Source organism: Ciceribacter sp. RN22, assembly GCF_024054295.1.
GTDB lineage: Bacteria > Pseudomonadota > Alphaproteobacteria > Rhizobiales > Rhizobiaceae > Allorhizobium > Allorhizobium lividum.
The window spans coordinates 1,009,323-1,027,343 of the sequence record NZ_JAMXLD010000001.1; the positions used below are offsets into that span (position 1 = coordinate 1,009,323).

At 65.3% G+C, this 18,021-nt stretch carries 17 protein-coding genes; 10 read left to right on the forward strand and 7 right to left on the reverse strand.

The window, feature by feature from the left end; all coding sequences use genetic code 11:
• Positions 1–48: 48 nt before the first annotated feature.
• Positions 49–1,116, forward strand: coding sequence for an acyltransferase (locus NHF53_RS05005; protein WP_252833339.1), 1,068 nt, complete (start codon positions 49–51; stop codon positions 1,114–1,116).
• Positions 1,117–1,147: 31 nt separating this feature from the next.
• Here NHF53_RS05005 and NHF53_RS05010 read toward each other — a convergent pair whose 3' ends face one another.
• On the reverse strand, positions 1,148–2,704 hold the full coding sequence (locus NHF53_RS05010) for a helicase HerA-like C-terminal domain-containing protein (RefSeq protein WP_252833340.1): 1,557 nt from the start codon (positions 2,702–2,704) through the stop codon (positions 1,148–1,150).
• A gap of 250 nt (positions 2,705–2,954) precedes the next feature.
• Between NHF53_RS05010 and NHF53_RS05015 the strand changes: the two genes are divergently transcribed.
• The 3 genes from NHF53_RS05015 (at position 2,955) to NHF53_RS05025 (ending at position 4,887) form a co-directional block, all read left to right on the forward strand.
• Positions 2,955–3,344, forward strand: a complete 390-nt coding sequence (locus tag NHF53_RS05015) for a hypothetical protein (protein WP_252833341.1) — start codon at positions 2,955–2,957, stop codon at positions 3,342–3,344.
• Positions 3,345–3,743: 399 nt separating this feature from the next.
• Positions 3,744–4,265, forward strand: a complete 522-nt coding sequence (locus tag NHF53_RS05020; RefSeq protein WP_252833342.1) for a hypothetical protein — start codon at positions 3,744–3,746, stop codon at positions 4,263–4,265.
• Between the two features lie 82 nt (positions 4,266–4,347).
• Positions 4,348–4,887 (forward strand): hypothetical protein, encoded by a 540-nt coding sequence (locus NHF53_RS05025; protein WP_252833343.1) that lies wholly within the window; start codon positions 4,348–4,350, stop codon positions 4,885–4,887.
• Between the two features lie 437 nt (positions 4,888–5,324).
• On the opposite strand, the gene NHF53_RS05030 is transcribed toward NHF53_RS05025, so the two are convergent.
• From NHF53_RS05030 to NHF53_RS05040, 3 genes are all read right to left on the reverse strand, one after another.
• Entirely contained in the window at positions 5,325–5,579 is a 255-nt protein-coding gene (locus tag NHF53_RS05030; RefSeq protein ID WP_252833344.1) for a BrnA antitoxin family protein, read from the reverse strand.
• On the reverse strand, positions 5,521–5,811 hold the full coding sequence (locus NHF53_RS05035; RefSeq protein ID WP_252833345.1) for a BrnT family toxin: 291 nt from the start codon (positions 5,809–5,811) through the stop codon (positions 5,521–5,523). The genes NHF53_RS05030 and NHF53_RS05035 overlap by 59 nt, the downstream gene beginning before the upstream one ends.
• A 76-nt stretch (positions 5,812–5,887) precedes the next feature.
• Positions 5,888–6,712, reverse strand: coding sequence for an aldo/keto reductase (locus NHF53_RS05040; RefSeq protein WP_252833346.1), 825 nt, complete (start codon positions 6,710–6,712; stop codon positions 5,888–5,890).
• Between the two features lie 213 nt (positions 6,713–6,925).
• On the opposite strand from NHF53_RS05040, the gene NHF53_RS05045 reads away from it, so the two are divergent.
• Both NHF53_RS05045 and NHF53_RS05050 read left to right on the forward strand, forming a co-directional pair.
• Entirely contained in the window at positions 6,926–8,047 is a 1,122-nt protein-coding gene (locus NHF53_RS05045; protein ID WP_252833347.1) for a FecR domain-containing protein, read from the forward strand.
• Between the two features lie 35 nt (positions 8,048–8,082).
• On the forward strand, positions 8,083–10,845 hold the full coding sequence (locus NHF53_RS05050; protein ID WP_252833348.1) for an EAL domain-containing protein: 2,763 nt from the start codon (positions 8,083–8,085) through the stop codon (positions 10,843–10,845).
• A gap of 236 nt (positions 10,846–11,081) precedes the next feature.
• On the opposite strand, the gene tam is transcribed toward NHF53_RS05050, so the two are convergent.
• Both tam and NHF53_RS05060 read right to left on the reverse strand, forming a co-directional pair.
• Entirely contained in the window at positions 11,082–11,852 is a 771-nt protein-coding gene (tam, locus tag NHF53_RS05055; protein WP_252833349.1) for a trans-aconitate 2-methyltransferase, read from the reverse strand.
• Between the two features lie 2 nt (positions 11,853–11,854).
• A complete protein-coding gene (locus NHF53_RS05060) occupies positions 11,855–12,505 on the reverse strand; it encodes a haloacid dehalogenase type II (protein ID WP_114364545.1) in 651 nt (216 codons plus the stop codon).
• Between the two features lie 174 nt (positions 12,506–12,679).
• On the opposite strand from NHF53_RS05060, the gene NHF53_RS05065 reads away from it, so the two are divergent.
• On the forward strand, positions 12,680–13,012 hold the full coding sequence (locus NHF53_RS05065; RefSeq protein WP_252833350.1) for a hypothetical protein: 333 nt from the start codon (positions 12,680–12,682) through the stop codon (positions 13,010–13,012).
• A gap of 40 nt (positions 13,013–13,052) precedes the next feature.
• Here NHF53_RS05065 and NHF53_RS05070 read toward each other — a convergent pair whose 3' ends face one another.
• Complete coding sequence (locus NHF53_RS05070) at positions 13,053–14,282, reverse strand: ROK family transcriptional regulator (protein ID WP_252833351.1); 1,230 nt, start codon at positions 14,280–14,282, stop codon at positions 13,053–13,055.
• A 244-nt stretch (positions 14,283–14,526) separates the two neighbouring features.
• On the opposite strand from NHF53_RS05070, the gene xylF reads away from it, so the two are divergent.
• The 3 genes from xylF (at position 14,527) to NHF53_RS05085 (ending at position 17,924) form a co-directional block, all read left to right on the forward strand.
• The gene (gene xylF, locus NHF53_RS05075) at positions 14,527–15,564 is read left to right on the forward strand and encodes a D-xylose ABC transporter substrate-binding protein (protein WP_114364547.1); all 1,038 of its coding nucleotides are present in this window, start codon (positions 14,527–14,529) and stop codon (positions 15,562–15,564) included.
• Positions 15,565–15,798: 234 nt separating this feature from the next.
• Positions 15,799–17,124 carry a sugar ABC transporter permease gene (locus NHF53_RS05080; RefSeq protein WP_252833352.1) on the forward strand — a complete coding sequence of 442 codons (1,326 nt, stop codon included), beginning with the start codon at positions 15,799–15,801 and terminating at the stop codon, positions 17,122–17,124.
• A 14-nt stretch (positions 17,125–17,138) separates the two neighbouring features.
• Positions 17,139–17,924: an ATP-binding cassette domain-containing protein gene (locus NHF53_RS05085; protein ID WP_114364549.1), complete on the forward strand. Its 786-nt coding sequence runs from the start codon at positions 17,139–17,141 to the stop codon at positions 17,922–17,924.
• The last annotated feature ends 97 nt before the right edge of the window (positions 17,925–18,021 follow it).

Consider the following 18,021-nt stretch of genomic DNA (forward strand, 5'->3'; position numbering starts at 1 on the left):
GGAAGGCGCCCGTGCGCGGCGCGGATTGCGACCGGGGGCTTCAGGATCATGGAAAAGCACCTCTTCGGGCTCGACGGGCTGCGGTTTCTCGCCGCGATGGCCGTGGTCGGCTTCCATTTCCTCTTTCGCGGCGAGGCCGCCGGCGACCTGCCGCAGATGCCGCTGCCGGATATGCTCCGCAGTGCCGCGGCCTACGGCTATCTCGGCGTCAGCATCTTCTTCATCATCAGCGGCTTCGTGATCCTCTATTCGGCGGAAGGCCGCACGCCGCTCGAATTCTTCGTCTCGCGCTTCGTGCGCATCTATCCAACCTTCATCGTCATGATGACGATCACCACCCTCGTCGTCGTCATCGCCGCCAATCCGCGCTTCGAGGTCAGTCCCGGGCAGTACGGGGCCAACCTCATGGTCTTCTCGCTGCTGCTCGGAGAACCCTTCGTCGACGGCGCCTACTGGTCGATCGTGCTCGAACTCGTCTTCTACGGCTGGATCTTCCTGCTCCTCGTCATCAAGCGGCTGGACGACATCGAGACGATTGCCTTCGGCTGGCTGGCACTCTCCCTCGCCAACGAGGCCTTCTTCCAGGTCCGCCTGCTGCAGGATGCGCTGATCACCGAATATAGCGGCTTCTTCGTCGCCGGCATCGCGCTCCAGCGTCTCGGCAAGGGCGTCACGCCCACGCGGCTCGCGCTGCTCGTGCTCTCGCTCTCATACGGCGTCTTCACCTCGCTTCGCGCCGCTTCCTGGTTCGAGGCGGAATATGGAAGCGCGCTGTCGCGACCGGTGATTGCGGCCGCCGTCCTCGGCGGCGCCGCCCTCTTCGTGCTGATCGCGCGGGCGAACCTGCCGCGCCGGTTCTGGGGACCATTGAAGCTCGTCGGCGGCGTCACCTATCCGCTCTATTTGATCCATCAGCACGTCGGCTATGTCACGATCCCGCCGCTCGCGGCCCTCGTTCATCCGGGCGTCGCGATCCTCGTCGCAGTCTTCGGCCTTCTCGCCTTCTCGCTCGCCTTCCATACGCTGGTGGAGCGCTCGGCGCTGCCTGTCCTGAGAGCGCGGCTCTATCGTCTTCTGCAGCCGTTTGCCCCGGCGCTCGACCGCCGCCCGTCGTGAGGGGAGGTCGAGCCCGAAGGCCTGGTGCTCTCTACCGCTTGAGGCTGCCGAGAATGCCGCGCACCAGCGCCCGGCCGACGGAGGTTGCGACCGAGCGCGCCGCGCTCTTCATCGCCGCTTCCAGCACCGATTCCCGCTTGTAGCCGGAGCTGCGGCGGGTGCCGTTCTTCGCCGTCTTGGTGCCCTCTTCGGTCTCGTCGCCGAAGCCCGGCAGCGTCCAGCGGCCGCCGACACTCTCCTGCTTTTCCTCCTCGGCGCGGCGGGCGGCTTCCGCTTCCGCGGCCTTGCGCGCCCGTTCGGCCAGGATCTCATAGGCCGATTCCCGGTCGACATCGCGGTCGTAGAGGCCGGAAACCGGGCTTGTCGCCATCAGTTGCTGGCGCTCCGCCGGGGTGATCGGTCCGAGCCGTGAGGCCGGCGGGCGGACGAGCGTGCGCTCGACCATCGAGGGAATGCCCTTGCCCTCCAGCGTCGAGACCAGCGCCTCGCCGGTGCCGAGCGTGGTGATCGCGGTTTCGCAGTCGAAGGCCGGGTTGGGGCGGAAGGTCTCGGCGGCCGTCTTCACCGCCTTCTGCTCGCGCGGCGTATAGGCGCGGAGCGCATGCTGCACGCGGTTGCCGAGCTGGGCGAGCACCGTCTCCGGAACGTCGAGCGGGTTCTGGGTGACGAAGTAGACGCCGACGCCCTTGGAGCGGATGAGGCGAACCACCTGCTCGATCCGGTCGGTGAGCACCTTCGGCGCGTCGTCGAAGAGGAGATGCGCCTCGTCGAAGAAGAAGACGAGCCGCGGCTTTTCCGGATCGCCCACCTCCGGCAGTTCCTCGAAGAGTTCGGAGAGCAGCCAGAGCAGGAAGGTGGCGTAGAGCCTCGGGTTCATCATCAGCTTGTCGGCGGCGAGCACCGAGATCATGCCGCGGCCGTCGGTGGTCGTGCGCATGATGTCGGAGATCGCAAGCGCCGGCTCGCCGAAGAAATTCTCCGCCCCCTGCTGCTCGAGGATCAGCAGTCCGCGCTGCAGCGAGCCGACGGAGGCCTTGGAGACAAGCCCGAACTGGCTCGAAAGCTCGCTCGCGTGCTCGCCCATGTAGTTCAAGAGCGCCTGCAGATCCTTGAGGTCGAGAAGCGGCAGCCCGCCCTGGTCGGCGATCTTGAAGGCGATGTTCAGCACGCCCTCCTGCGCCTCCGAGGCGTCCATCAGCCGCGAGAGGAGGAGCGGGCCCATCTCGGCGATGGTGGTGCGCACCCGGTGGCCCTGCTCGCCGTAGAGGTCCCAGAAGATCACCGGCGAGGCGCGGAATTCATAGGGCGAGAGCCCGATTGTCTCGGCGCGTTTCAGAAGGAAGTCCTTCGCCTCGCCCTTCGCGGCGATGCCGGAGAGGTCGCCCTTGATGTCGGCGCAGAAGACCGGCACGCCGGCCTCGGAGAAGCTCTCCGCGAGGATCTGCAGCGTCACCGTCTTGCCGGTGCCGGTCGCCCCGGTCACCAGTCCGTGGCGATTGCCGAACTTCAGCTCCAGATATTCCGGCTTGTTGAGGCTGTCGTCGGGGTTGCGGCTGGTGCCGATGAAAAGCTTTCCGTCAACAAGCATGAGGCCTCGTCTTTCGCAGGGAGGGCGGCGCCCGGCATTCCCGCATTCATCCAAACAACAGGTTGTAACTATAAGGATAGTATGGAACATGACAACAGCCCGGTGCTTCCCCCGGTGCTCATCTGGCGCTTCCCCGGCGCGGCGGCGCGGTGCGGCGAAAAAGCCTGTGGGGAGCGGCCCCGGCGCTTGAGTTCGCAGGCGGAATTAATTACGTTGACGTTCACGTCAGAATTTCAAACGGAGGCAGACCATGAATGAACTCGTAAACCGCATCGCCACCAATGTCGGCATCGACGCGGATGTCGCCGAAAAGGCGGTCGGCATGATGCTGGGCTTCCTCCAGCGCGAGGCGGCCGACGGCCCGGTCGCAAAGATGATCGAGGCAATCCCCGGCGCCGTCGACCTCGTCGCCAGGTATAACGGCGAAGGCGAGGGCAAGGGCCTGCTCGGCGGGCTGATGAGCGCGATCGGCGGCGGCGGCATCATGGGGCTGGGCCAGCAGCTGATGGCGCTCGGCCTCGGCATGGGCGAGATCACCTCGCTCTCGCGTGAAACCATCGCCGCCGCCCGCGAATACGCCGGCGCCGACGTCGTCGACGAAGTCGTCGCCTCCGTCCCGGGCCTCAGCCAGTTCGTCTGATCGGGGCCGACACGTCTCGGATGAAAGAAACCGCCGGAGCGATCCGGCGGTTTTTTCGTGGGGGGGGGCGGCGCAAGCACGACACCGCCGTCATGCCGGACTTGATCCGGCATCCAGCGCGATCAAGTCCTTGATCGCGAAGGGAGCCTTTCGCGGCGCGGACGCGCCGCCGCTGGACTCCGGCTCGCAGGCCGGAGTGACGGAGGAGGTGGAGGCGCGCCATTCGCGATGAAATTCGCCTATATGTGCGTCTGACCTTTCGGTCCCCGCATCGGTAGTGATTTTTTGCCGCGCGCTTTAGGGGATAGGTTCGACGAAAGCAAAAAAACGGATAGTATTGCATCAAGTTGGAAATAGACCTGCCGACACGACAGCGGCAATCTTGAGGCAGGAGGAAGAATGACTTTCAAGTGGGGCGTGGCCATCATCATCGGAGGGGCAATCGTCATATACTCACTATGGCGGTTTCATGTGGTGCCTCCGATGCACATCGGCGTTTGTGATCCAACAGTACCAAACGAGCAATATCAGAAAACGGTCGAACTCCTTGATAGCATTGTTCAGCTTGGACTTACTCTTGCGACAGGCCTAATTGGACTATGTGCGGCGCTCATGATTGGGTTGCAGGGCGGCTTGCGCATGACCCCGCGGAACGTCACGTTCTTAGTCGGATCCGTTATCTGTTTAGCACAAGCTATAATTTACGGCATCTGGTGGAAAATGGGAGTGGCGAATCTATGGTTCAATGAGTGTTGGGAAAAGATAGACGCGGATTTCCTTCAGTATCGATACTCTAATAGTTACTATTTCTTCATGCTCGGGATAGCGCTAATCAGCATTTTGGTCGTTGTGACCGCATTGCAGCGATCTGAGGAAGAATCCGTCTCCGTTGGAGGCGCTGACACAGGAAATGCTGGGTGAGGGTGGGATGACAAGAACTACATTCATCATGACTGTTTGCCTCGTGTTGACATGCCTCGTTCCAACCGCACGAGCGCAAGAGGTGATCCAGGAGTTCAATTACGAGGTCCAGATAACAGCATGGGAAGCAACGACGGGAGAGATGGTCACTTCGTCCGCTCGCGAAGCCGCTCTGAGGGCCATCGCAACGGACTTCAGTTCGACTGCGACTGCTGAAGGCATTAGTCAGGGGGACGCTTTAATCGTCGCGCAAGCGATCAGAGATGCCGGTTACTTCTCCGTGAAGTCGCAAGGAGTGATTGCCAAGTCGTCGTCTGGTGAAGTGCGATTTGCTTGGGCTGATGCTACTCAGTTTGCAAAGGTTGCCAACACGCTCAAGCCGGAGCTAGTCTCGTTTCAAATCGAGCGACTGCCGACCATTACCGTAGTCGTCGATCCTGCTCCGCCGGTCGATTACCTTATTGAGATCAACGGGGAGCGTGTTCGAGCAATTGACAAGGGTAGATACCGCGTCGACAAAGGCGACGTCGTGGTTCGCGTTACTCGTGCCTCACGCCAAGATTGTTTCTGGAGAGGCACTCTTCAGGCGGGAGATGAGCAACAGGTTACATGCAAGCTCTAAGCCGACAGACTTTCGCGTCGGCGGACGATCCCTGCTGGCCGCGACTCAGTCAACCATTGAAGGCCCCCTCAATCCCACGTGGGCGCCAGATGCGCGCGGTTGACGATCCGGCCGTCGGAGTGATCGGAGAGCTCTCTTGTCGGAGGAGGCCCCGACAGCTTGCGGCGCAAGCACAAACCCGCCGTCATGCCCGTCCTCGGGTTAAACCCGAGGATGATCCGGCATCCAGCGCGATCAAGTCCTTGATCGCGAAGGGAGTCTTTCGCGGCGCGGACGCGCCGCTGCTGGACGCCGGCTCGCAGGCCGGAGTGACGGCGGAGGTGGAGGCGCGCCGCGGCAGAGCGTTCGGACATTTCTTGCGAGCCAACATTTCAATCCGCTCCGGCCGTCCGGGCGGGCGAGGGCGGAGATCGCAACGTCGCCTGCGCCGTGCCCTCTCACCCCTTCTCCGCCAGCCAGTCGCGCAGCGCGGCATTGATGCGCGATTGCCAGCCGGGGCCGGTCTTGCGGAAGCGTTCCAGCACGTCCTGATCCAGCCGGATCGTGGTCGATACCTTCGGGCTTGCGCTTTTCGGACGTCCGATGCGGACCGGTGCCGCGTCCAGCTTCTGGCGCCACGGCGCCCGGCTGAGGTCAGGGGCGTCGTCCGGGTCCTGCCAGGCGTCCGCCATAGGCTTGTTGTTCGCGGTCATTGGCTTTTCTCATGCTGATAATGCGTTGATCGTCGTCGCGCGGCGTCCAGACCACCACGACCATCCGCCGTCCGAGGAATCCGATGGTGAAGAAGCGCGTTTCGCCGTAGTCGAACCGATCGTCCTCGATCGTCAGATGCGGGCCGTCGAAAACTTCGCCGGCGGCGGCGAAATCAAGTCCGCGCTCGACAAGCGTCTTCCGCCGCTTCTCCTCATCGAACACGATTGCCATTATTGTTACTACAAAAATGGATGCAGGCCAACAATAGAATGACGGCCTTCGTGCGCTCGTTCAAGCCCGGCCCCCCTCAATCCCACGTTGGCGCCAGATGCCCCGGATTGACAATCCTCCCGTCGGGGCGGGCGAGCGCGGAGATCGCGTCCATTTCCTGCGCGCCGAGATGGAAGTCGAAGACGGCGAAGTTTTCGGCGATCCGGTTTTCCGTCGCCGTCTTGGTGAGCGCCACCACGCCCTGCTGCTGGACGAGCCAGCGCAGCGCCACCTGCGCTGCCGTCTTGCCGTGGCGGGCGCCGATATCCTGCAGGAGCGGCTCCTTCGGCACGCGCCCGTCGGCCATCGCATAATAGGCGGTGATCGCCATGCCGTAGGAGCGGGCCGCGGCGATGACCGCCGTCTGGTCGAGATAGGGGTGGTATTCGACCTGGTTGGTGACGATCGGTGCCTCCGAGAGCGCGACCGCCTCGCCCATCAGCGCGCAATTGTAGTTGCTGACCCCGATATGGCGCACCTTGCCGGCCTTCACCACCGCGTTCAGGCAGCCGATCTGCTCGGCGAGCGGCACCGGGCTCTTCGGCCAGTGCAGAAGCAGGAGGTCGACATAGTCGGTCCTAAGCTTCTTCAGGCTCTGGTCGACGGAGGGGAGGAAGTCCTTGGCGGCAAACTTGTCCACCCAGACCTTGGTGGTGAGGAAGATCTCCGCGCGGGGAATGCCGGAGGTGGCGATCACGTCGCCCACCTCCGCCTCGTTGCCGTAGATCTGCGCGGTGTCGACATGGCGGAAGCCGGTCTTGAGCGCCAGCGGCAGGATGCGGATCACGTCGGGGCCGGGCATCCGGAAGGTGCCGAAGCCGAGGGCTGGAATGGCGGCGCCGTTGGCGGAAACGATCTGCATGGGGTCTCCCTCATCTTGCTGCGGCGGCGTGGGGTCACCCATGTTCGCGGTTTTCGCGCGGGGGATCAAGGCCGGCCCCGCGGGGCGGCGACCGGGGCGAAAATGTGAGCAATTCCGTTTACCCGGCCTTAAGCAGTTCTCGAAACGGCCGGATTTATTCATTGAAGATTAAGGGGCTTTTCCTCCAATGCCCCCTGAAATTGGAGTGATACCATGTTGTTTTCAGCCAGACTGTTTTCAGCTTTGCTTTTCCTTTTCGTGTCGGCGGGTGCAGTGAGCGCCGCCGAGTGGGTCGCCGCCAAGGTGAGCCAGCCGGTGCAGTACACGCTCGACAACAAGAGCTGGACCGCCGTCACGGTGGGCACGACGATCCCGAACAAGGCGCTGGTCGTCACCGGCGCGCGCGGCCGTCTGGTCCTCACGCGCAACAAGGAAAGCATCACTTTCCAGCCGAACAGTCTCGCCTCGATCACCACCTCCGGCTTCTTTACGCGCAAGACCGAGGTCGCCCAGCAGTACGGCGCGATGCTCTTCGACATCGAGACGCGCGGCAAGCCGCACACTTCGGTACAGACGCCCTTCCTGGCGGCGGTCGTCAAGGGCACGAAGTTCGAGGTCAAGGTCGACCGCAAGACGGCGTCCGTCAGTGTCGAGCGCGGCCTCGTCGAGGTCACCGGCTTTGCGAGCGGCGAGCAGACCCATGTCAGCCCCGGCCAGAGCGTCACCGTCGATCCGAAGAGCCGCAAGGGCATGCGGGTCGCCGGCATTGGCCCGAAGAATCCGGTCGTCACCGTTCGTCCGGCGGCGCCGAAGGTCGCCGTCCTCGGGCCGAAGACCCCGGATGCAATCGCTGCGGCGGCGGAGAAGACGAACAAGGCCGAAAGCACCGGCAGCACCGGCGGCGATGAGGCCGCAACGACTTCCGGCAGCGGCAATTCCGGCAATGGCAATGCGGGCGGGAGCAAGGGTAACGCCGGAGGCAATTCCGGCAACGCCGGCGGAAACGGCAACGGCAATAGTGGCGCCAACGGAAACGGCGGCGGTAACGCGGGCGGTAATGCCGGTGGCAATGGCGGTAATGGCGGTGGCAACGGTGGCGGCAACGCTGGCGGAAACGGCAACGGCAATGGTGGCGCCAACGGAAACGGCGGTGGTAACGGTGGCGGTGGAAATGCCGGCGGCAACGGTGGCAACGGCGGCGGTAATGGTGATGACCACGACGGCCACGGCGACGACGACCACGGCGGCAAGGGCGGCGACCATGGCGGCCATGGCGACAAGGGCGGCGATGACGACCATGGCGGCCGCGGCAAGAAGCCCCCGAAACGCGACTGACGATCATGGACGCAGTGCGCAAGCTGATACGGAGAATGGGACGGGCGGGCACCTATAGCGTGCTCACCGCGCTCCTTCTCCTCGTCATGCCGCTGGCGCTGCCTCCGCTCGGCGTCCTGAAGGGCGTCGATCTCTTCCTCACCGAATGGCGGGCGGCCGCGGCGCCGCGGGCGGCGGGCGGCAAGTTCGTCTTCGTCGCCATCGACAAGGTGAGTCTCGATCAAATCGGCGTCTGGCCCTGGCCGCGTGACGTCCATGCCGAAGTCATCGACCGGCTGGTCGCGGCCGGCGCCGCCGACATCTTCCTCGACATCGATTTCAGCGCCCGCTCCACCGCCGCGTCCGACGACCGCCTTGCGAAGGCGCTCGCCGATGCCGGTGGCGGTGTTGCGCTCCCGGCCTTCGTGCAATACCGCTCCGCGGCCGGCGACGCGCCGGAGACGGTGGTCTCGCGTCCACTTCCCGAATTCGAGGCGAATGCCTGGCTCGCCACCGCCAATGTCGCTCCCGATCCCGACGGCGTCGTGCGCGGCCTGCCCCATGGCGTGGCGCTCGATGGTCAGGTGGTGCAGTCGGTTGCCGCCCTGCTTGCCGGGGAGCCCGAGCCGCGGGCCGGAAATTTCGGCATCGATTTCTCGATCTCGCCGGCGAGCGTGCCGGTCTTTTCCGTTTCCGATCTGCTTTCCGGCCGGGTGCCGGCGGAGGCGCTTGCCGGCCGTTCGGTGGTCGTCGGCGCCTATGCGGCGGAGCTGAAGGACGTCTTCGCCGTTCCCGTCTACGGCCTGCTCGGCGGCCCCATGCTGCATATCCTCGGAGCCGAGACACTTTCGCAGGATCGCGTGCCGGTTCCGCTCGATCCGATGCCCTATGGGCTCGCCATCGCTGGCCTCCTCGTTCTGTCGATCCGTTCCGGGCGGCCGCTGTCCGGCCGGCTGCTGCTGCCGCTTCTCGGGCTGACGGCGGCCGGCGTGGAGGCCGCGGCCTTCTTCCTGCAGGCACGTTATTCGTTCGTCCTGCCGACCGCGGGCATCCAGCTCGTGCTTGCGGCCGGCCTGCTGCTCTACCTGATCGAGCACGTCGACATCGGCAACTGGCTTGCCGCGCTCGCGCAGGTCGAGAGCCGCAATTCGCAGACGCTTCTGCGCCGGGTGATCGACGACAGCGTCGACGGTGTCGTCGTCCTCGACCATGAGGGCCGCCTCGTCGAGGTCAGCCGTTCCGCCGAGACGATCTTCGGTCCCGGCCTTTATCGGGCCCTGCTTGCCGACTTCACCGCGAATGCGCCGCTGCCGATGCAGGCAGCACTCGAAAAGGCGCGGCGCGAGAAAGGTGAGGCGGGCTCTGCCCCCGTCGGCTTCGACCTGGAACTGCGGGAGGCCGGCGCCAGCCGCTATCTCGAGGGCCATGTCGCCGTCTCGCTCCTCGAAACGGCGGAAGAGGCGGGCGAACCGGCCGAGCGTCCCTTCGTCGCCTGCGTCACCGTCCGCGACGTGACCGCCAAGCGCGCCTACGCGGAGAAGCTGAAGGCGCTCTCGCAGTATGACGAGCTGACCGGTGCGCTCCGCCGCGACGAACTCGTCCGCCGCATGGATGCCGCCGCTTGCGACGACTGGGCGGTCTTTGCGATCAACCTCCACCGTTTCGCCGCGATCAACATGGTTCTCGGCCGCTCGACCGGCGACGACCTCCTGAAGGCGGTGGTGGCGCGGCTCAAGGAGAATGCGCCACGCGGCGCGCTGATCGCCCGAAGCGAAGGCGACGGCTTCTCGGTCGCCGTTCCGGCCGCAGCCCTTGCCATGCCGCCGGCCGAATTCGCCGAGCACCAGATCGGCCTTCTGTCGCGCGCCTTCACCCTCGGTCCCTCGCTGGCGGAGATCGGCGCCCGCATCGGCATCTGCACCTCGGGCGAGGGCCGCGATCCGGCCGGCCTCATCGCCGGGGCGGAAGCCGCACTCGACCACGCCCGCAAGAGCGCCGGCTCCGGCTACAGCCTTCATGACTCCGACGAGGCGCGCCGCCAGATCCGCGCCCGCGCGCTGGAAGCGGAAATGAAGGGCGCGCTCGCCGCCGGCCAGTTCTTCCTCCTCTACCAGCCGCAGGTGGTGCTTGCGGACGGTCGTCTCACCGGCGCCGAGGCGCTGGTGCGCTGGCGTCATCCGGAACGCGGCGTCGTCCCGCCCTTCGAGTTCATCGAGATCGCCGAGGCGAGCGGATTCATCTGCGCGCTCGGCACCTTTGTGGTCGAGGAAGCCTGCCGGCAGGCGATCACCTGGCCGGAGCACCTGAGCGTCTCCGTCAACGTCTCGCCGCTGCAGTTCACCCGCATGGACATGGTGGCGGTCGTCAGGAAGGCGCTTTCGGAAAGCGGTCTTTCGCCCGAACGGCTGCACCTCGAAATCACCGAATCGGCCTTCCTCAACGTTTCCGACGACATCCTCGGCCAGCTTGCCGCACTGCGCGCCCTCGGGGTGAGGATCGCGCTGGACGATTTCGGCACCGGCTATTCGTCGCTCGGCTATCTCGCCCGCTTCCCGCTCGATTTCATCAAGATCGACCAGTCCTTCGTCCGCAGGATCACGAGCGATAGCGCCAGCCTGACGATCGTTAGCGCCGTCAAGTCGCTTGCCGCCGGCCTCGGCGCGCGCGTGGTCTGCGAAGGGATCGAAGGCGAGGCGGAGTGGCAGATCCTCGCTGCCATGGGCTGCGAGGAAGGGCAGGGCTATTATTTCGGCAAGCCGCAGCCGGGCGAGGACATCCTCCGCGCGGCCGCCCGAGCCCCGGAACGCAAGCGGGCGTGAGGTTTTCCGCACTCTCTGACAAGGCTCGTCTTATTTGATGCAGCCCCCGATCCTCCGTCACCCCGGACCTGATCCGGGGTCCTGTAACGACGCGTCTGCGCCGTGAAAGAGTCCTTTTGCGATCAAGGACTTGATCGCGCTGGATGCCGGCTCGGAGGCCGGCATGACGGATGGGCGTGTCCGCCGCAGATTGCCGAAAAGCTCGGCCAGAGGTCTGTCGGTGTTCTGAAACGCCTTCACGCCTTCACGGCAACAATGAAGAGCCGTGGAAAGCGCAACAACCGCCGCCCGTCCGCCATCGGCGGATAGGCCCGCTCGATGCGGGCGGTGTAGTCCGTGAGGAAGGCGTCGCGATGCTGAGCACCGGCGGCGTCGAGATAGGGGCGAAGCCCGGTGCCCTTCACCCATTCGACGATCGCCTGGGCACTTTCCATCGGGTGATAGTAGTCGGTGCACCACATGTCGACGCGGCGGGCATGGCGCGAAAGCCGGTCGTAATAGGCAGCGGGCGGGGGAAGGGGCGTGCGGCGGATGCGCCCCTCGGCGAAGAGTTCGCGCCAGGGACCGGCGGCCCCCGTCGCCTCCATGGCGCGGTGCGAGGGCTCGTCGAGATTGTCGGGCATCTGCACGGCGAGCACGCCGCCCGGTGCCAGATGCGCTATCAGCCGCTCCATCAGTGCCAGATGGCCCGGCAGCCATTGCAGCACGGCATTGGCATAGAAGAGGTCGACGTCGTGCGGCGGCTCCCAGGTCGAGAGATCGGCGGCGACGAAGGGCGTTTCCGGCAGGCGCGCGCGGGCCTTCGCGAGCATGTCGGCATCGCTGTCGAGCCCGGTGACGGCGTTGCTGCCGAAGCGCCCGACGATGAGCTCGGTCGAGTTCCCCGGCCCGCAGCCGAGGTCGTAGGCGCGTTTCGCCTGCGCAAGCGGCACGTGCGCCAGCAGGTCGCGTGCGGGCCGCGTCCGCTCGTCCTCGAATTTCAGGTATTGTTCCGCCGACCACGCCATCGTCAGAGGCTTTCGAGCGAGGGCAGGATGAGGTCGGGCGGAAAATCCCGGTACTCGTCGGGCATCCGGCTGCGGTTCAGCCAGACGGTACGGAAGCCGAACTTCTTGGCGCCGGCGGCATCCCAGCGGTTCGACGACTGGAAGGAGACTGCGTCCGGATAGAGCCGGTAGGTGGTGGTGACGATCTCGTAGACGGCGGGCGCGGTCTTGTAGAGCCCGAGCGCATCGACGGAAAAGACGTCGTCGATCACCGTTTCGAGCGCGGCGTTCTTCACCGCCGCGGCGAGCATCAGCGGCGAGCCGTTGGAGAGGATCGCCACCTTCGCGCCGCGTGCCTTGATGTCCTTCAGCACCGCCGGCACTTCCGGATAGCAGTCGAGCGTCCAGTAGGCGGCGAGCAGGTCTGCCCGGAGCTTCCGGTCGACGCCGGGAAAGCGCTCGAACGTATAGTCGAGCGCCTCTTCCGTCAGGCTCCAGAAATCGCGGTAGGCGCCCATCAGCGTGCGCACCCAGGAATATTCGAGTTGCTTCGCCCGCCACATCTCTGAGAAGACCTGGTAGTCCGGCCCGGCCCGCTCGGCATGGCGGCGCACCGCGGCATGCACGTCGAACAGGGTGCCGTAGGCATCGAAGACATAGGCTGCCGTGGACATGGGTCCTCCCTTAATCGCATTCCCCGCAGTGATAGGACGCGGGCGGCATCGCGGCAAGGGCGCCCTTCGGCTCGGATAGTTGCATGGCCCCGTGAATCAGTGGCAGAATTAAGATGGTGAACGTGAATTGGATTCAATCGCTGCGCGAAAATTGGTGCGCAATGGGAAGGCGCAATGCTGACGAAAAGACAAACCTTCTGGGCCGTGCCGATCCTCATATTGTCCTTTGCAGCGCTCTGCTTGTTGGGCTACGTCTTCGAGGTCGTGTTCGAGCAAGAAAATGGGGCTGTCAGCGCACTTCTCGTATCGGCTCTGATGGCCAACACCTTCGCCTTGATCTTCGTCTTCTTCTCGATCTTCGCGTCTTTGGGAACTGCGCTTCTTTTCAATGCTTCAAGTCCGCAATGGTGGGAGACAACGGGCAATCCGTTCTACTATCTGCTCTGGAAGGAACTGCAGGAGGCGACGACGCGCGAGCGTGAGAATGAAGCCGATCGACCCATGTGACTGAGCAGGCAAATCCCATCTGCTCTCACGACCTGCACCCTCAGCGCGCCGTCGCCTCTTCGACCCTCAGGCCCGCCGCGTCGTGGTCGATCTCGGCGAGCGCCCGTTCGACATGGCCCTCGAAGACAAGGGTCGCCTCGTCGGCGACGACGGTGATCTTCGGCGTGCCGTAGATGCGCGCGTGCAGCGATTGCTGCAGCCCTTCCTCGATCCCGCGCGACAGGAGGTCCATGTAGCGTGTGCCGTGGCCGGCGATCGCCACCGGCATGTCGCCGAAGAGGCTCAGCATCCGCGAAAGCCCCTGGCCGATCGCGAGCCCCGCCTGGCGGAAGGCGTATTCCGACATGCGGTGGCCTTGGCGTGCCCGAAGCGCGATCTTGTCCATCTCGGCGAGCGGCACGAATTTCGCCGGGATGGTGTCGGGCGGCACTTCGAAGGCGGTCCGGAGGATGCCGTAGAAGCCGGCCGAGGCCTCGATGCAGCCGCGCGAGCCGCAGCGGCAGAGCTTGCCGTCGGCGGCGTTCAGCATGTGCCCGAAATTCGGCGCGCTCACCTCGATTTCGCCGCTCGTACCCCGCCGGGCGATGCCGAGCCCGATCGAGTGCCCGAGCGAAAGTGCGGCAAGCGAGCGGAAGCGATCGCCGTCGTCGCGGTCGGCCCGCCGTGCGAGCGCCTGCGCCACCAGCAGCGTCTCGTTGTTGAGCCTGACCCGCGTCGCGGGCGGCAGCGAAAGTGCGGCGGCGAAATCGATCTCCTCGTAGCCGAAGACCGGCGACCAGAGGAGCCGCGATCCGTCCGGGTCGACGAGGCCCTTGCTGCTGATCGAGATCGCCGCGATCCGTTCGGGATCGAGGCCGGAGCGGCGCATGAGCCTGAGCAGCGCCTCGCGGAAGGCGGCGACGAACTGGGCGGACGAGGAGCCGGCCTCGTCGCGCGGTTCGTCGAAGCGGTCGATCAGCGTGCCGGTATAGTCGGCGAGCGAGTATTGCAGCGTGTCGGAGGAGATCCGCACCGCAATCAGGTAGCGGTGGTCGCGCCTTCGGGCGAAGAGAACCCGCGGCCGGCCGCGCCCGCCAGAGACGGATTGTTCGTGGCGTTCGAGCGCGCCGGTCCGCTCGAGATCGGCGGTGATCGCCGAGACGGTTGCGGAGGCAAGCCCGGTCGCGGCGGCAATGTCGGTATGGGCGAGCGGCCCGTGACGCCGGAGCGATGACAGGACGAGCACGCTGTTCTGCTGACGCACCATTTCGGTGCTGGATTTCGTCAGCATAAGGGCTTTCCGGTCATGTCGGTCGTCTGCAGCACATGCTCCTCCCAAAGCATCCGGCCGGCTCCTTGGCAAGCCCTCGCCTTGTCCGGACGGGGCCTGTTGACAGCTGGAGAATCTTCTGCCAGTTATTTTCTCGACTGTCGAGAAAAACCGGTGAGACGGGAAAACGAGACAGTGATTTCCGCCGGGCTGAGAGGGGGGGAGGGAGTTCCACCGCCGGCCTGCATCCAACAGGGAGGCTTACATGAAGTCCATTTCGAAGCTGATGGCATGCGCTGCCGTCATCGTATCCATGCATTCCGCCGCCGCCGCCAAGGATCTGGTGGTCGGCGTTTCCTGGTCGAACTTCCAGGAAGAGCGCTGGAAGACCGACGAGGCCGCGATCAAGGCCGCGCTCGAAGCGTCCGGCGACAAGTACATTTCCGCCGACGCCCAGTCGTCCGCCGCCAAGCAGCTCACCGACATCGAAAGCCTGATCTCGCAGGGCGCCAACGCGCTCATCGTTCTCGCCCAGGATTCCGACGCCATCGGCCCGGCAATCGAGAAGGCCGTTGCCGAAGGCATCCCGGTCGTCGGCTACGACCGCCTGATCGAAAACCCGGATGCCTTCTACATCACCTTCGACAACAAGGAAGTCGGCCGCATGCAGGCCCGCGAAGTGTTCAAGGTGAAGCCGGAAGGCAACTACGTCTTCATCAAGGGCTCGTCCTCCGACCCGAACGCGGACTTCCTGTTCGCCGGCCAGATGGAAGTGCTGAAGGAGGCGATGGACGCCGGCAAGATCAAGAACGTCGGTGAAGCCTATACCGACGGCTGGAAGCCGGAAATCGCCCAGAAGAACATGGAGCAGTTCCTGACCGCCAACGACAACAAGGTCGATGCGGTCGTCGCCTCGAACGACGGCACCGCCGGTGGTGCGGTCGCTGCCCTCGACGCCCAGGGCCTCGCCGGTTCCGTTCCGGTCTCCGGCCAGGACGCCGACAAGGCTGCGCTGAACCGCGTCGCGCTCGGCACCCAGACCGTTTCCGTCTGGAAGGACAGCCGTGACCTCGGCAAGCGCGCCGCCGAAATCGCCGTCGAACTCGCCGGCGGCAAGAAGATGACCGAGATCGAAGGCGTGACCTCCTTCAACGGCGGCCCGAAGGGCGTCGCCATGCAGTCGGTCTTCCTCGCTCCGCTTCCGATCACCAAGGACAACCTGAACGTCGTCATCGACGCCGGCTGGATTTCCAAGGACGAAGCCTGCCAGGGCGTCAAGGGCGACGTCGCCGCCTGCAAGTAAGCACCCGCACGCGGTGTGATCCGAACCTTCGCAAGCGCCGCGACGCACCCCGTTGCGGCGCTTGCACAAGGTCGGTGCGAGGCGGACAATGGCGTCCGTAGTCGCTCGGTCGGCCGCTCGGGGGAGCAGGGCAGACGCGATCCGGACCGTATCATCAGACCAGCCGCATCACGCTCCGGCCCCCGGCCGCAAGGACGGCGGCTCTTAAAGAACAAGTGGGGAGAAGGCACGTACATGGCCGACATCACACATGCTACCCAGAGTAATCCTGCGCGAAACGCCAACGAGCGCGCGGTGAAGCGCTTCTTCCGGGCAACCGAGATCGACACCCGCCTTCTCGGCATGGTCGGCGCACTCGTGCTCATCTGGCTCGGTTTCCAGATCATGACCGGCGGCCTCGTCGACGGCCTGTTCCTGAAACCGCGCAACCTGTGGAACCTGACGGTGCAGACCTCCTCGGTCGCCGTCATGGCGAGCGGCATGGTGCTGATCATCGTCACCCGCAACATCGACCTTTCGGTCGGCTCCGTGCTCGGCTTCTGCGGCATGGTCATGGGGGTCATGCAGGCGAAGATCCTGCCGCAGTATCTCGGCCTCGAGCACCCGGCGATCTGGATCCTGACGCTCGCCTCGGGCATGGTCGTCGGTGCCGCCATCGGCGCGCTGCACGGCGCGATCATCGCCTTTTTGAACGTGCCCGCCTTCATCGTCACCCTCGGCGGCCTGCTGGTATGGCGCGGCGCCACCTGGTTCGTCACCTCCGGCCAGACGGTCGCGCCGATGGATGCCACCTTCCGCCTGATGGGCGGCGGCACCGAAGGCTCGATCGGTGCCACGGCGAGCTGGATCGTCGGTCTCGTCGCGTGCCTCGCGATCGTCGGCGCCATCCTGAATTCCCGCAAGCAGCGCAAGCGCTTCGGCTTCCCGTTGCGCCCGGTCTGGGCCGAGTATTTCCTTTCGGTGCTCGGCTGCGTTCTGGTGCTCGGCGCCGTCGCGATCGCCAACCACTACTACTGGCCGATCAACATCGCCCGCAAATATGCCGATGCCAACGGCATCGCCTGGCCTGAGGGCGGGCTTCTGATCTCGCACGGCATCGCCATTCCGGTGCTGATCGCCGTCATCGTCGGCATCGTCATGACCTTCATCTCGACGCGCCTGCGCTTCGGCCGCTACGTCTTTGCGATCGGCGGCAATCCGGAGGCCGCCGAACTCGCCGGCATCAAGACCCGCTGGGTGACCGTCAGGATCTTCACGCTGATGGGCATTCTCTGCGCCATCGCCGCGGCGATCTCGACCGCCCGCCTCAATGCCGCGACCAATGCGCAGGGCGAGCTCGACGAGCTCTACACCATCGCCGCGGCCGTCATCGGCGGCACCTCGCTCGCCGGCGGCGTCGGCACGATCGCAGGCGCCATGATCGGCGCCCTGGTCATGCAGTCGCTGCAATCCGGCATGGTGCTCCTCGGCATCGACAGCCCGTTCCAGCGCATCGTCGTCGGTGTGGTCCTCGTCGTTGCCGTCTGGCTCGACACCGTCTATCGCGCCCGCGCCAAGTAAGAAGGAGTACGCTCATGTCAGACAAACGCACTCCGCTGGTGGAAATGAAGAATGTTTCCATCTCGTTCGGCGGTATCCACGCGGTCGAGGACGCCTCGGTCGATTTGTACCCCGGCGAGGTTGTGGCGCTCCTCGGCCACAACGGCGCCGGCAAGTCGACGCTGATCAAGATCCTCTCCGGCGCCTACCGGCGCGACGCCGGCGAGATCCTGATCGACGGCAAGCCGGCCGACATCGACAATCCGCGCGACGCTAAGAAATACGGCATCGAGACGATCTACCAGACGCTCGCCGTCGCCGACAATGTCGATGCCGCCGCCAACCTCTACCTCGGCCGCGAGCTCAGGACCCCGTGGGGCACGCTCGACGACGTGGCGATGGAGGCGAAGGCCCGCGAGGTGATGGGGAGGCTCAACCCCAACTTCCGCCGCTTCAAGGAACCGGTGAAGGCGCTCTCCGGCGGCCAGCGGCAATCGGTGGCGATCGCGCGCGCGATCCTCTTCGACGCCCGCATCCTGATCATGGACGAGCCGACGGCCGCACTCGGGCCGCAGGAAACCGCCCAGGTCGGCGAGCTGATCCAGCAGCTGAAGCGGGAGGGCCTCGGCATCTTCCTGATCAGCCATGACATCCACGACGTCTTCGATCTCGCCGACCGGGTCTTTGTGATGAAGAACGGCAAGGTGGTGGGGGAAGCCCGTACCGCCGACGTCACCAAGGACGAGGTGCTCGGCATGATCATCCTCGGCAAGTGCCCGCCGGCCGCAATCCCCGGCCCGGGCGCCATGCAGACGGCCTGACGCCGCATTCGGGGCCGGGCCGAGGGGCGCCCCGCCTCGCCGCGCTCCCCGTTTCGGGGAGAGCCGCAGCACCGGTCTTCCCGCTCGGGAAGACCGG